This window comes from Massilia sp. IC2-477 (assembly GCF_020707265.1).
In the GTDB taxonomy this organism is placed as follows: Bacteria; Pseudomonadota; Gammaproteobacteria; order Burkholderiales; family Burkholderiaceae_D; genus Telluria.
Map to the genome: position 1 here is coordinate 95766 of NZ_JAJFEQ010000011.1, position 13303 is coordinate 109068.

Here is a 13303-nt window from a genome sequence, read left to right on the forward strand (position 1 = left end):
AGTTGTTTGCCGTGATTCTGCGATCAGTCGCGTCTGCAGGAAACGAGGCGCCTCCTCAACTGATCCCGGGTTGTTGGCCAACGTCGACCCTGACCCCATTTATTTGAAGATGAGAGAACTCAGGTTCAATGTGTTTGGCAGGCTGGTGGCGGTCCAGGGGCAGCCGGGGACCTGGCAGGCCTTTTATCCGGGCAATGACGGCACGCGCCGGCCGGCCGATTTCATCATTCCGCCAGGTGTGGGCGAAGACGACATGGCCGAATACCTGGCCGACCTGTTCCACGAAGACGCCACGCCCAGGCGCAACACTGTCGAGCGACTGCCCCGCTAGCGCTCAGCGGCGGCCGAACATCATCAGGTCGGCCAGCAACAGGCGGGCGGGCTTGACGAGGTCCAGCGCCGCCAGCGACAGCCCCAGCAGGGGTTGCAGCGGGCCGCCGCCGGTGAAGGCGCGCGCCATGGTGTCGGTCAGGGAGATGGTGAGGCGGCGGTCCTGCGCGCGTTCGGACATGAAGGCGTCGACCGCGTCTGGCGTGGCGCCCCTGGCCAGCTGGCGCGCCAGCACGGCGGCGTCGCGCAGTCCCAGGTTCAGGCCCTGGCCGGCGACCGGATGCAGGGTTTGCGCGGCGTTGCCGATGGCGACCGTACGACCGGTGGCGCGCGCTTCCGCGTTCAGGCCGAGCGGGAAGGCCACGCGCGGCGAAGCAGCAGTGAACTTGCCAAGGCGGGCGCCGAATGCCTCGCCCAGGCGGGCCAGGAAAGCGTCGTCGTCGAGCAGCTGGATGTCGGTGGCGCGTTCGGGTCGCATGCACCACACCAGCGCGTACTGGTGGCCGTCGCCGCCGTCCTGCGGCAGCAGCGCCAGCGGGCCTTCGTCGGTAAAGCGCTCGAAGGCGCGGTGGGCCACTGGCTCGCTCACGCTCACGCGCGCGATCAGGGCGGTCTGGCCGTAATCACGCTGCTGCGCCTTTGCGTCCTGCTGGCCGAATACGCCGCCCTCGGCCTGCACCGCCACCTGCGCGAGCACGGTGCGGCCATCGTCCAGGCGCAGGCGCACGCCGTCCGGTTCTTCGTCAAAGCCATCCACACGCGTGGGGCGCAGGGCTTGCACGCCGGCCTGGTCGCAGGCGCGCGCCAGCGCATCGACCACGTCGCCGTAGCGCGCCACATAGCCCAGCGCCGGCAGCCTGTGCTCGGCGCGGTCCATCAGGCTGCGGCCCAGCTGGCCGCGGCGCGAGACGTGGATCTCGTGGATCGGCGTGGCCGGCAGCGGCCAGGCGCGCACTTCTTCGAGCAGCTGCACGCTGCCCCAGGACAGCGCGATCGAGCGCGGATCCGTGATCGCCTGGCCCAGCGACTTGGCGTCGATCAGGGCGATGCGTTTGCCATCCGCGCCGCGCCGTACCAGTTGCGCCGCCAGCGCCAGGCCCACCGGGCCGGCGCCGCAGATCGCCACATCGATATCCAGGACCTGGTCCGCCATCAGCGCTTCTCCATCAGCTGTTCGATCTCGGCCACGCCCTTCGGCGCGTCGCCCGACAGCACCCGGCAGCCGTCCGCGGTAACGATGACGTCGTCCTCGATGCGGATGCCGATATTCCAATACTCTTCCGGCACGCCCTCGGCCGGACGCACATAGATGCCCGGCTCCACCGTCAGCGCCATCCCCGCCAGCAGGGGGCGCGAAGGCCGATCAAGCTGCGTCATGTCGCGGTAGGGACCGACGTCGTGCACGTCCATGCCGAGCCAGTGGCCGGTGCCGTGCATGTAGAACTGCAAATGCGCCTTGTCGGCGATGGCGTCCTCGGGCGAGCCGTATTTGTTCCTGTCGATCAGCCCGAGGTCGAGCATGCCCGCGGCCAGCACCCGCACCGCGGCTTCGTGCATGCCGCTGTAGGGGCGGCCCGGGACGATGGCGGCAAACGCCGCCTCCTGCGCCTGCAGCACCAGCTCGTACAAGGCTTTCTGGGGCGCGCTGAAGCGGCCGTTCACCGGCCAGGTGCGCGTGATGTCCGAGGCGTAGCCGTCAAGTTCGCAACCGGCGTCGACCAGCACCAGCTCGCCCTCGCGGCATTGGCGGTTGTTCTGGTTGTAGTGCAGGACGCAGGCATTGCTGCCTGCCGCGACGATCGGGGTGTAGGCCGGGAACTGGGCGCCGTTGCGGCGGAATTCGTGCAGCAGCTCGGCCTCGATCTCGTACTCGAACACGCCGGGTCGGGTGAAGCGCATCGCGCGCGCATGGGCGCCAGCGGCGATGCTGGCGGCGCGTCCCATCAGGCTTTGCTCGCCGGCGTCCTTCAACAGACGCATCTCGTCGAGGATGGCCGGCAGGTGGTGGGCGGAGGCAGGCGCCGCGATGCCGCTGCGGCCCTGGGCGCGCACGGCCTTGAGCCAGCCGCTCACTTGCGCATCGAGTGCCGCGCTGTGGCCGAGCGCGTAGTACAGCGCAGGGACGTTGGCCAGGATCTTCGCCATCTGCGCATCGAGTTCGCCGATCGGGTAAGCCTCGTCGAAGCCGAAGGCGAGGCGCGCCGCTTCCGGGCCGTAGCGGTAGCCGTCCCAGATCTCGCGCTCGGGGTTTTTCTCGCGGCAGAACAGGATCGATCGGGCCGGCTGTTCGCCAAGGGGCGCGACCAGCACCAGCACGCTCTCCGGCTCGGCAAAGCCGCTCAGGTAGTAGAAATAGCTGTCGTGGCGGTAGGGGTAGTCGCTGTCGCCGTTGCGCAGGGTTTCCGGGGCTGTGGCGAGCACCGCGACCGCGCCCGGCTCCATGCGCGCGGCCAGGCGCGCACGGCGTTCGATGCAGGCGTTGACGGCGGGGGCGACGACGGTCATGAGCCCGTCTTGGCCGCCCCCAGCGGCGCGTTCAGTTCTTCCAGCTGGCGCGCGGTGCCGACGTTGACCCACAGGCCGTCGTACAGCTCGCCGCCGACGCGGCCCTCTTCGATGAACTTGCGCATCAGGGGGCCGAACTTGACGAATTCACCCGCCTTGATCCCGTCGAACATCTCGGGACGGTAGACGCCGATGCCCGCGAAGTTCCACTTCACTTCGCCCTCGTTCCTCAGCGTGTACATGTCGAGGGCAAAGTCGCCGTCAGGGTTGTGCCAGGGATTGGGCGTGAGCCACAGCCAGGCGATGTCGCGCTTGTCGGGCGGGTAGGGGATGCCCACCATGTCCTTGTCCTTGAGGACGTCGGTCACCTGCGAGAAATCGAAGTAGGGCGCGTAGATGTCGCCCGACACGGCCAGGAAAGGCTCGTCGCCCAGCAGGTGCAGGGCGTTGGCGATGCCGCCCGCGGTTTCCAGCGGGGTCGGCTCGTGCGAATAGACGATGCGGGCGCCGTACTTGCTGCCGTCGCCCAGCTCTTCCTCGATCATGTGGCCGAGGTGCGAGTGGTTGATGACGATCTCGGTGATCCCGGCGCGCACGAGGTTGAGCACGTGGTAGGTGATCATCGGCCGTCCGCGCACCTTGAGCAGCGGCTTGGGGCAGGCGTCCGTGAGCGGGCGCATGCGCTCGCCGCGGCCGGCGGCGAAAATCATGGCTTTCATGAGAAGGGAATCGTCCTCAGAAGGTGTAGCCGACCGACGGCGCCTTGTCCTCGAGCGCGTCGAGCAGGCGGATCAGCGGTTTCAGTTCGGTGTAGCGGTTGGCGGTGCGGCGCACGTAGTCCATCACCGTCGGCAGGTCGCCCATGTAGATCGGCTTGCTATCGCGGTAGTTCAGGCGGCAGAAGATACCGAGGATCTTCAGGTGGCGCTGCAGGCCCATGAATTCGAAGTCGCGGTAGAAGGCGTCGATGTCCGGGTTCACCGGCAGGCCGACCTGCTTGGCGCTCTGCCAGTAGCGCACCACCCAGTCCAGCACGATCTCTTCGTCCCACTGGATGTAGGCGTCGCGCAGCAGCGAAGCGAGGTCGTAGGTGACCGGGCCGTAGACGGCGTCCTGGAAATCGAGCACGCCCGGGTTGCCCTGTTCGAGCCACATCAGGTTACGCGAATGGAAATCGCGGTGCATGGTGACCTGCTGCTGGGCCAGCACGTTGGCGGTGATCGCCTCGAACACCTTGTCCAGCTGCGCCTGCTGCTTCTCATCCAGGGTCACGCCCAGGTGGCGGTTGATGTACCACTCCGGGAACAGGTTCATCTCGCGCAGCACGAAGGCGCGGTCGAATTCCGGCAGCTTGCCCGGCTGGCTGGCCAGCTGGAACTTGAGCAGGGTATCGACCGCATCCGAATACATGAAGGCGGCATTGTCCGAGTCCAGGCGCTGCAGGTAGGTGGTCGTGCCGAGGTCGGACAGCAGCAGGTAGCCGCTGTCGACCTTGCGCGCGACGATCGCCGGCACCGTGACGCCGGCGTCCATCAGCAGGCCCTGCACGTGGATAAAGGCCGGCACATTCTCGCGCTCGGGCGGGGCGTCCATCGCCACCAGGGTCGCGCCCAGTTTCTCCTGCATCTCAGGAACAACGTCGTAACGGAAATAGCGGCGGAAGCTGGCGTCCGAGGATGCCGGACGGCCGCTTTCCACGTCCACCAGGCCGGTCGAGACTAGCCATTCGGTCAAGCCTTTCAGGCGTGCGTCCTTGTCCGCGGAAGTGGATGAATTTTGATACAAAGAAGACATGAAACGGCCTGATGAATCCGGTTGGTTGAGTAAGTTCCCATATAATAAGGGATTCATTCCAAAAATACCGCCCTTTATGGCGTACCTAGATTCTCCATGAGCTGGTTTTCGGCCCACCCATTTCCCCCGCGGCAGGCGCGCGCACTGTATGTATTGGCGAGCGCTGCCATTGCCACATCGGCGCCGCTGTACGCACAGACTGTGCCGCCCGCGCCACACCCGAATGAGCAGGACCTGCCGATCACGATTCGCGCCGAGGATATCAGCGGCCGTCCCGACCGCCAGCTGAACCTCGAGCGCAATGTCGAACTGACACGTGGCCAGACCCGCCTGAGCTCCGATACCGCCTGCTACATGGTCGTCGAAGACCAAGTCACGGCCGTCGGCAACGTCAACATGTGGCGCTTCGGCGACCGCTACAAGGGCGACGAGCTGCAGCTGAACCTGGAGACCGGCAAGGGCTATGTGCTGCGTCCGGAATACCGGCTGCAGCTGAATAACGCGCAGGGCAATGCCTCGCGCATCGACTTCCTCGGCGAGGACGTGGCGCTGGTGCGCGACGGCACCTACAGCACCTGCGACGGCCCGGACCCGGACTGGTACCTCAAGTCCAGCACGCTGCGCCTGGACAGCGGGCGCGACGTCGGCCTGGCCGGCAAGACCGTCATCTACTTCAAGGACGTGCCGATCCTCGGCACCCCGGCCCTGTCGTTCTCGCTGTCGGGCGCGCGCCGCTCCGGCTGGCTGGCGCCCACCATGGGCTTCGGCGCCAAGGGCAAGGCCGAGGTGATGGTGCCGTATTACTTCAACATCGCTCCCAACCGCGACCTCACCGTGTTCCCGCGCCTGATGCTCGACCGCGGTCTGCAGCTGGGCGCCACCGGGCGCTACCTCGGCGTGACCGAGCGCGGCGCCTACAATGGCGAGACCCACATCGAAGGCCTGCGCCACGACCGCGAGACCGGCGAAGACCGCTGGCGCGTCGACTCGGTCCATACCCAGTCGCTGGCGCCGAACTGGTCCTACGGCTGGAACCTGCACGCGGCCTCGGACGACGAATACCCGAGCGATTTCTCGCGCACGGTGGCGGTCAGCGCCGAGCGCCAGCTGCTGCGCGAAGTGCGCACCGACGTCGTCGGCCAATACTGGAGCCTGTCCGCACGCGCCCAGAACTACCAGGTGCTGCAGGACCCGGCCGCCACGCCGACCAACGGCCTGACGGTGCCGCGGCCCTACGACCGCCTGCCCCAGATTAACTTCCACGCCGGCCGCTTCGACGTCAAGGGCTTCGACTGGGCCTTCGATGCCGAGGCCGTGAGCTTCTGGCACCCCGAGTGGGTGCGCGGCAACCGCGCCGTCGCCGTGGCCCAGGTCAGCTATCCGATCGTGCGCCCCGGCTGGTTCGTGACGCCGAAAGTCATCAGCCACCACACCAGGTACGACCTGGACCGCACCATGGGCCGCAACACATACGCCGGCCCAACCAATCTCTCGCGCAGCCTGAACACCTTCTCGCTCGATAGCGGCATGATCTTCGAGCGCGATGCGTCGCTGTTCGGGCGCGCCGTGACGCAGACGCTGGAGCCGCGCCTGTTCTACGTCAAGACGCCGTACAAGGACCAGAGCCAGTTCCCGATCTTCGACACCGGCCGCGCCGGCTTCAACTACGCCCAGCTGTTCAGCGAAAACCGCTACGTCGGCGCCGACCGTGTGTCGGACGCCAACCAGCTGACCGCCGCCGTGGTGTCGCGCTTCATCCAGCCGGACGGCGCCGAGCGCCTGCGCATGGCCTTCGGCCAGCGCATCTACTTCGACGAGCCGCGCGTGCGCCTGCCGGGCGAGCCGGTGCACCAGAGCCGTTCCGACGTGCTGCTGGCGGCATCCGGCCGCATTTCCGAGACCTGGAGCTTCGATAGCGGCGTACAATACGACGCGACCGGCAGTAACCTGTACAGCTCGAACCTGAGCATGCAGTGGCAGCCGGCCCGGATGAAGGTCGTCAATGCCGAGTACCGTTATCAGCGCGACAGCTTCCGCAACGTCGACCTGTCGGCGCAGTGGCCGCTGTCGGCGCGCTGGTACGGCGTCGGACGCGTGAGCTATGCGCTGCGCTCCTACGGCGTGGGCGGTGCGACGCCGGTCGGGAAGGGCAAGCTGCTCGAGAGCCTCATCGGGCTCGAGTACAAGGCCGATTGCTGGGTGTTCCGCTTCGGCGCCCAGCGTTTCGTGACCGCGGCCCAGACCACCTCGACGCCGATCTTCTTCCAGCTCGAGCTCAACGGCCTGTCGCGCCTGGGCCTGGGCAGCAACCCGCTCGAGGCGTTCAGCAAAGGCGTCCCGGGCTACACGCAGCTGAACACCAATGTGGGGCGTCCCTGATATTTTAAGGACGCCTTAACGGCCGGGATGTACACTGCTCGGCTGGCAATTGAATAATTATTCACCCTGAATGAGTGCTTTCCAGATGACGCGTTCCACCGGTTTTCACCAACTGAAGCTCGCTACCGCCCTGCTGTGCGCGCTGACCGCGGGCCAGGTCCTGGCCCAAACGGCACCAGCTGCCGGCCAGGCTGCGGCCACCAAGCCGGGCAGCGGCTTCCTGCCGCCCGCATCGGCCAACGCCAAGGTGATCGATTCGATCCACGTGGTGGTCAATGACGAAGTGATCACGAAGAACGAAGTCCGCAACCGCGTCGCCCAGACCGTGCAGAACCTGAAGGCGCGCAATGTGCAGCTGCCGGACGGGGCCACCCTGGAGCGCCAGGTGGTCGAGGCGATGATCGTCGAACGCGCCCAGATCCAGCTGGCCAAGGAAATGGGCGTGCGCGTCGACGACCGCCAGCTCGACGCCACCATCGGCCGCATCGCCGAGAACCAGAAGCTGTCGGTGCAGGAACTGCGCAACCAGATGGAAAAAGAGGGCATGGCCTACAGCCAGTTCCGCGACGACATCCGCAACGAGATCATGATGCAGCGCCTGCGCGAGCACGAGGTCGACTCCAAGATCCAGGTCTCGGAAGCCGAGATCGACACCTACCTGACCGCATCCAAGGCGGCTGCGGCGGACAAGGTCGAGATGAACCTGGCGCAGATCCTGGTCGCGGTGCCCGAGAACGCCTCGCCCGAGCAGATCGCGGCACGCCGCGCGCGCGCCGACGAGGTGGCGCGCCAGCTGCGTACCGGCGCCGACTTCGCCAAGATGGCCGCGACCTATTCCGATGCCCCGGACGCCCTGAAGGGCGGCGACATCGGCTGGCGCGACCCGGACCGCCTGCCGCCGGTCTTCGCGACCGAGCTGCGCAAGCTCAAGCCCGGCCAGGTGACGGGGATCATCAAGACCAACGTCGGCTTCCACATCCTCAAGATGGCGGACCAGCGCAGCCTGGCCGACGCCGCCGCGGCCGACAAGGAAGTGGTGCAGCAGACCCGTGTCAGCCACATCCTCATGAAGCCGAATCCGACCATGAACGCGGCCGAGGTCAAGAAGAAGCTGCTCGAACTGCGCCAGAAAGTCCTGGACAAGAGCGCCACCTTCGAAGACCTGGCGCGCCAGAACAGCCAGGAACCGGGCAGCGCGGCCAAGGGCGGCGACCTGGGCTGGCTGGAGCCGGGCGACGCCGGTCCGGAATTCGACCAGGCCCTGGCCAGCCTGAAGCCGGGCGAGATCTCGGACGTCATCGAGTCGCCGTTCGGCTTCCACATCCTGCGCGTCGTCGAGCGCAAGTCGGAAGACCAGAGCGCCCAGAAGGAACGCAACACGGCGCGCCAGGTCCTGCGTGAGCGCAAGCTGCAGGAAGCGATGGAAGACTGGATGCGCCAGGTGCGCGACCGCGCCTACGTCGAGTTCCGCGAGGAGCAGTAATCCGATGGCCATGCCGCAGGGACGCCGTCCGACGCTCGCCGTCACGGTCGGCGAGCCGGCCGGCATCGGCCCCGAAATCTCGATCCGCGCGGCCTGGGCGCTGCGCGAGTCTGCCAACTGCGTGCTGGTCGGCGACGCCGCCTTCCTGGCGCTCACCGCCAGCCTGATCGATCCTTCCATCCGCCTGTCCGCGCTGTCGATCCAGGCCCTGCGCAACGGCGGCCTGCCGCACTTCGGCAAGGACAGGCTGGCCGTGATCGACGTGCCGCTCGCGGCCCACGTGGTCCCGGGCACGCTTGACGCCGCCAACGGGCGCGCGGTGCTGGACACCCTCGACCTTGCGATCGAAGGCGCGCAAGCGGGCTGGTTCGACGGCATCGTCACCGCGCCGCTCCAGAAAAGCACGATCAACGACGCCGGCGTGGCCTTTTCGGGCCATACCGAATACCTGGCCGAGAAGACCAATACGCCGAAAGTCGTGATGATGCTGGCGGGGCAGCCGGGCGGCGGTCAACCCTACCTGCGCGTGGCCCTGGCCACCACCCACCTGCCGCTGAAGGACGTCCCCGGCGCGCTCACGCTAGAGAACCTGGCGCAGGTGATCGACATCATCGACGCCGACCTGAAGAACAAGTTCGGCATCGCCGCGCCGCGCATCCTGGTGACCGGCCTGAACCCGCACGCGGGCGAGAACGGCTACCTGGGGCGCGAAGAGATCGAGGTGATCACGCCGGTGCTGGAAGCGGCCCGGGCGCGCGGCATCGACGCCCGTGGTCCCTATCCGGCCGACACCCTGTTCCAGCCCAAGTACCTGAAAGACGCCGACTGCGTGCTGGCGATGTACCACGACCAGGGCCTGCCGACCCTCAAGCACGCCACCTTCGGGCGCGGCATCAACGTCACGCTTGGCCTGCCCATCGTGCGCACCTCGGTCGACCACGGCACCGCGCTCGACCTCGCCGCGCGCGGGCTGGGTGTGGCCGACTGCGGCAGCATGGAGGAGGCGATCCGCGCCGCCATGCAGATGTCCGCGTCGCGCAGCAAGTAAATCAACAAGAAAGCATTCATGAAACACGTCGCACGCAAGCGCTTCGGCCAGAACTTCCTGACCGATAAACTCGTCCTGGACAACATCATCGACGCCATCGGGCCGCGCCGCGGCGAAACGATGGTCGAGATCGGCCCGGGCCTGGCCGCCATGACTGCACTGCTGCTCAAGTCGCTCGACCATATGCACGTGGTGGAACTGGACCGCGATCTGGTGGCGCGCCTGGAAAAGGCCTACCCGCGCGAAAAGCTCACCGTGCACTCGGGCGACGCCCTGAAGTTCGACTTCGGCGCGATCCCGGTGCCGGAAGGGCAGCGGCTGCGCGTGGTCGGCAACCTGCCGTACAACATCTCGAGCCCGCTGCTGTTCCACCTGGCCGAATTCGCACCCCTGGTCGAGGACCAGCACTTCATGCTGCAGAAGGAAGTGGTCGAGCGCATGGTGGCCGAGCCGGGCACCAAGGCCTACAGCCGCCTGTCGGTGATGCTGCAGTGGCGCTACGACATGGACCTGCTGTTCATCGTCCCCCCGACTGCTTTCGATCCGCCGCCCCAGGTCGATTCGGCCATCGTGCGCATGATCCCCAAGCGCCAGATGCTGGAAGTCGACGGCGACAAGCTGGAGAAGGTGGTCGCCAAGGCCTTCTCCCAGCGCCGCAAGGTGATCCGCAACTGCGTGGCCGGGATGTTCACCGAAGTCCAGCTGGTCGAGGCGGGGATCGATCCTGGTGCGCGTCCGGAGGCGGTGGGGCTGGAGCAGTATGTGGCGCTGGCCAATTTGCTGTAAGTCCGAGTAGTTCGACGAGCGGCGCCGCCGAAGCCGCTGTATCGAAACATCGCATACCTAAACCAACGTCATTCCGGCGAAGGCCGGAATCCAAGTTGGCTGAATAGCCAACAGCCCTGACTTCGGCTGAGAAATTGGATCCCGGCCTGCGCCGGGATGACGGCTCCCAGGTCAGCGGTACTAGCACCGCTGTCTTAGAACCTCCTCCGCTCCCATTCCCACCTCTACATTGCGCCGCACAACAACCGCGCATCACGCATTTCCCGCCCTTCAGACGCCGTTTTCCGCAGTCCGTCGCACCTCGCTGGAGCCCAGAAGGCCCTTTCGATAAAGTGCTTCCATCGACAGCCAACAACGGCCAAGTCCTCACCAACACCACGCTGAAGGAGCACAAAATGAACGTCCTCAAGAACATGGAAGCCATCTTCGTCGCAGCCCTGGTCCTGGCTGGCGTCAGCACCTATGCAGAGGCTGCTACCAGCCGCGCTACCGAGACCTACAACGCCCAGGTGTCGGTCGGCGCCTCGCAGGTCGCCGTCGTGAAAGTGTCGGCCAAGCGCCCGGCCTAATGCTGCAGAGCGCGGGCAAAAAAAAAGCCCGCGGTTGAGGCGGGCTTAAATCCAATTCTTTTCTGAGGAGAGTTGGAGGAGACAGGAGTTAGTATGCTGCGTTACAGCATATAAGTCCAATTTTCCTTTCAAATACTCGACATAAGTTTGTCGAATATCTCTCCTCCTCAGGCGCCGGTCTGGACGCAGGTGACGTTGACGTTGGTAACCGCAGCGTCGCCCATGGTACCGGTCGGATTGGCAACCGTGCAGCGGGCGCCCTTCGGCTGGGTGATCACAGCCACGCTGTAGGTCTGGCCGAACGGGATGGCGGCCAGCTCGTAGGGGAAGGCGGTGCCGGTGGTGTTGGTGTCGGCGGCCGCGATCGTCAGGGTGCCGGTGGTGCTGCCGTTGGCCAGTACCAGGCCGGTATTGTCCTTGGTCAGGCCGGTGATGGTGCCGCCGACCGCATAGGGAATGACCGCGCAACGGAAGCGGGCGTTGATCGTCGCCAGGCGCCCTGCCGTGTCGGCATTGCCCGCCAGGATTTCGCAGCTCTGGTGATCGGGACGGGTCTTGACCGTCACATTGTAGGTGTCGCCGTATTCGAGCTTCCTCGAGAACGCAAAGGTCACGTCGTCGCCCGCCTTGGCCGGGGGCGCCACGGTGATGTCCTCGCCGTTGTTGGTCAGCACCAGGCCGGAATATTGCAGGCCCTGGACGGTGCCGGCCACCGTGTAGGATTCGTCATCGCTGCCGCCGCCGCAGGAGGCGAGGCCGAGTGCCATTGCCAGCATGGCTGCCGGACGGATCAGGGAAAACTTCATGAAGGTTGCTCCAGTTTATTAAGTGCGCGGGCCGCAGGTGACGGTGACATTGGTAATGTCGGCCTGGGCCACCGTGCCGGCGCCGTTGGCGACGGTGCAGGTCTGGTTGTCGGGCTGGGTCAGGATGGCGACGGCATAGGGAGCGTCTTCGTTGACCTTGGCCATCGTGAAGGAAGTGGCGCCCGCGGCCACCGGGACCTTGTCCGCACCGTTGACCAGCACCAGGTTGTTGCCCACCAGGCCGCTGATCGTGCCCTTCAGCTCGTGCTGGCGGATGGTGCAGACGATCTGGATGGTATCGATGGTGAAGGCCGCCTTGCCGGTGTTGCGGGACGGCACGCACTCCTTGGCGTTGGTCGGGATGCTCTTGACGGTGACGTTGTAGCTGGAATCGGTTTCCACCAGATTCGGGAAAACGAATTGCCCCGCGCCGTTGTTGGTCGGATTGATGGTCAGGTCGGAGCCGCCATTGTTTTGCAGGACCAGGCCAGGCTTGGTAACGCCGTAAAACGTACCAGCGATGGCAATGTCGCCATCGCCGCCGCCGCAGGCGGTCAGCGCCAGCGCGCATGCCATCGCGGCACCGACACGCAGGGTCGAACTCTTCATAATTTCTCCAAAAAATCTGACTGGTGAACGTGCAAAGCGTGTGCAAGGACCCGCGGGAAACGCGGTCGGACGCGCAGTGAACGGATGATCGCCCGACATTTTAGTCCATTTGGCAAGCAGCTGGACGGTTTGCCTTTGTATCACGGTGTAACTGTCGGTTCCGCCCGGGTGCGTACGATTGCTTTCTACAGGCGCGCTCGCTATGCTTGCCCTGAACGCCCATCTTCCCACTGATCCGACCATGATCCCTCGCCGTCCCTGGCCCAAAGCCGTCCTGTTCGACCTCGACGACACCTTGTGGCCGATCGCCCCGGTGATCATCGAGGCCGAGCAGATCCTGTTCGCCTGGCTGCGCGAGCATGCGCCGCGGGTGGCCCAGCAGTACACGATCGAGACCCTGCGCCAGGCCAGGCTCGAGCTGCTGGCGCGCCGGCCCGAATTCCAGCTCGACCTCGGCGCCCTGCGCCGCGCCGGCCTGATCGCCGCCTTCGAGCAGGCCGGCGAGGACGCCGGCAAGGTGGAACAGGCGATGGCCGAGTTCTTCGCCGCCCGCAATGCCGTGATTCCCTACGACGACGTGCTGCCCGGCCTGCTGCGCCTGAAGGGCAGGGTGCGGATCGGCTCCGTCACCAACGGCAATGCCGATCTGCAGACGATCGGCCTGGCGCGCCACTTCGACGCCTCGGTGTCGGCGCCCGCTTTCGGGGTGGCCAAGCCGGACCGTGCGATCTTCCTGGAAGCCTGCCGCCAGCTCGACGTGGCACCTGGCGAGGCCGTGTATGTGGGCGACGACCTGCGGCTCGACGTCTACGGCGCCCAGCGCGCCGGCCTGCGCGCCGTGTGGATGAACCGGACCGGCCAGGTCAACTACCTGCCGGACGAGGTCAGGCCGGACGCGGAGGTGAGCAGCATGGACGGCCTGCTGGACTGGCTCAAGCGCGAGCACGGATGAACTGGCGCCAGCCGCGCAAGCGTGCATAATAGAGAGCGACCT

The 13303-nt window shown here is 66.2% G+C and carries 13 protein-coding genes; 7 read left to right on the forward strand and 6 right to left on the reverse strand.

Annotated features, from left to right (window positions below; translation table 11 throughout):
• Positions 1 to 109 precede the first annotated feature (109 nt).
• Positions 110 to 331: a hypothetical protein gene (locus LK542_RS20390; protein ID WP_227813372.1), complete on the forward strand. Its 222-nt coding sequence runs from the start codon at positions 110 to 112 to the stop codon at positions 329 to 331.
• A gap of 3 nt (positions 332 to 334) precedes the next feature.
• On the opposite strand, the gene LK542_RS20395 is transcribed toward LK542_RS20390, so the two are convergent.
• The 4 genes from LK542_RS20395 to LK542_RS20410 are packed head-to-tail and all read right to left on the reverse strand — an operon-like array spanning position 335 to position 4629.
• Entirely contained in the window at positions 335 to 1483 is a 1149-nt protein-coding gene (locus LK542_RS20395; protein ID WP_227813373.1) for a UbiH/UbiF/VisC/COQ6 family ubiquinone biosynthesis hydroxylase, read from the reverse strand.
• On the reverse strand, positions 1483 to 2835 hold the full coding sequence (locus LK542_RS20400) for an aminopeptidase P N-terminal domain-containing protein (protein ID WP_227813374.1): 1353 nt from the start codon (positions 2833 to 2835) through the stop codon (positions 1483 to 1485). The genes LK542_RS20395 and LK542_RS20400 overlap by 1 nt, the downstream gene beginning before the upstream one ends.
• A complete protein-coding gene (murU, locus tag LK542_RS20405; protein ID WP_227813375.1) occupies positions 2832 to 3554 on the reverse strand; it encodes an N-acetylmuramate alpha-1-phosphate uridylyltransferase MurU in 723 nt (240 codons plus the stop codon). Before murU ends, LK542_RS20400 begins: the two co-directional genes overlap by 4 nt.
• 16 nt (positions 3555 to 3570) lie before the next feature.
• Positions 3571 to 4629, reverse strand: a complete 1059-nt coding sequence (locus LK542_RS20410) for an aminoglycoside phosphotransferase family protein (protein ID WP_227802063.1) — start codon at positions 4627 to 4629, stop codon at positions 3571 to 3573.
• Positions 4630 to 4725: 96 nt separating this feature from the next.
• On the opposite strand from LK542_RS20410, the gene LK542_RS20415 reads away from it, so the two are divergent.
• The 5 genes from LK542_RS20415 (at position 4726) to LK542_RS20435 (ending at position 10894) form a co-directional block, all read left to right on the forward strand.
• On the forward strand, positions 4726 to 7008 hold the full coding sequence (locus LK542_RS20415) for an LPS-assembly protein LptD (RefSeq protein ID WP_227802062.1): 2283 nt from the start codon (positions 4726 to 4728) through the stop codon (positions 7006 to 7008).
• 85 nt (positions 7009 to 7093) lie between these two features.
• A complete protein-coding gene (locus LK542_RS20420) occupies positions 7094 to 8491 on the forward strand; it encodes a peptidylprolyl isomerase (RefSeq protein WP_227802061.1) in 1398 nt (465 codons plus the stop codon).
• Between the two features lie 10 nt (positions 8492 to 8501).
• Complete coding sequence (pdxA, locus tag LK542_RS20425) at positions 8502 to 9539, forward strand: 4-hydroxythreonine-4-phosphate dehydrogenase PdxA (protein WP_227813422.1); 1038 nt, start codon at positions 8502 to 8504, stop codon at positions 9537 to 9539.
• 18 nt (positions 9540 to 9557) lie between these two features.
• Positions 9558 to 10325, forward strand: a complete 768-nt coding sequence (rsmA, locus tag LK542_RS20430; RefSeq protein WP_227813376.1) for a 16S rRNA (adenine(1518)-N(6)/adenine(1519)-N(6))-dimethyltransferase RsmA — start codon at positions 9558 to 9560, stop codon at positions 10323 to 10325.
• A gap of 395 nt (positions 10326 to 10720) precedes the next feature.
• On the forward strand, positions 10721 to 10894 hold the full coding sequence (locus LK542_RS20435) for a hypothetical protein (protein WP_227802059.1): 174 nt from the start codon (positions 10721 to 10723) through the stop codon (positions 10892 to 10894).
• Positions 10895 to 11061: 167 nt separating this feature from the next.
• Here LK542_RS20435 and LK542_RS20440 read toward each other — a convergent pair whose 3' ends face one another.
• Both LK542_RS20440 and LK542_RS20445 read right to left on the reverse strand, forming a co-directional pair.
• The gene (locus LK542_RS20440) at positions 11062 to 11700 is read right to left on the reverse strand and encodes a hypothetical protein (protein ID WP_227802058.1); all 639 of its coding nucleotides are present in this window, start codon (positions 11698 to 11700) and stop codon (positions 11062 to 11064) included.
• An 18-nt stretch (positions 11701 to 11718) separates the two neighbouring features.
• Positions 11719 to 12309, reverse strand: a complete 591-nt coding sequence (locus LK542_RS20445; protein WP_227802057.1) for a hypothetical protein — start codon at positions 12307 to 12309, stop codon at positions 11719 to 11721.
• A 241-nt stretch (positions 12310 to 12550) separates the two neighbouring features.
• Here LK542_RS20445 and LK542_RS20450 point away from each other — a divergent pair, with 241 nt between their 5' ends.
• A complete protein-coding gene (locus LK542_RS20450; RefSeq protein WP_227802056.1) occupies positions 12551 to 13261 on the forward strand; it encodes an HAD family hydrolase in 711 nt (236 codons plus the stop codon).
• Positions 13262 to 13303: the final 42 nt, after the last annotated feature.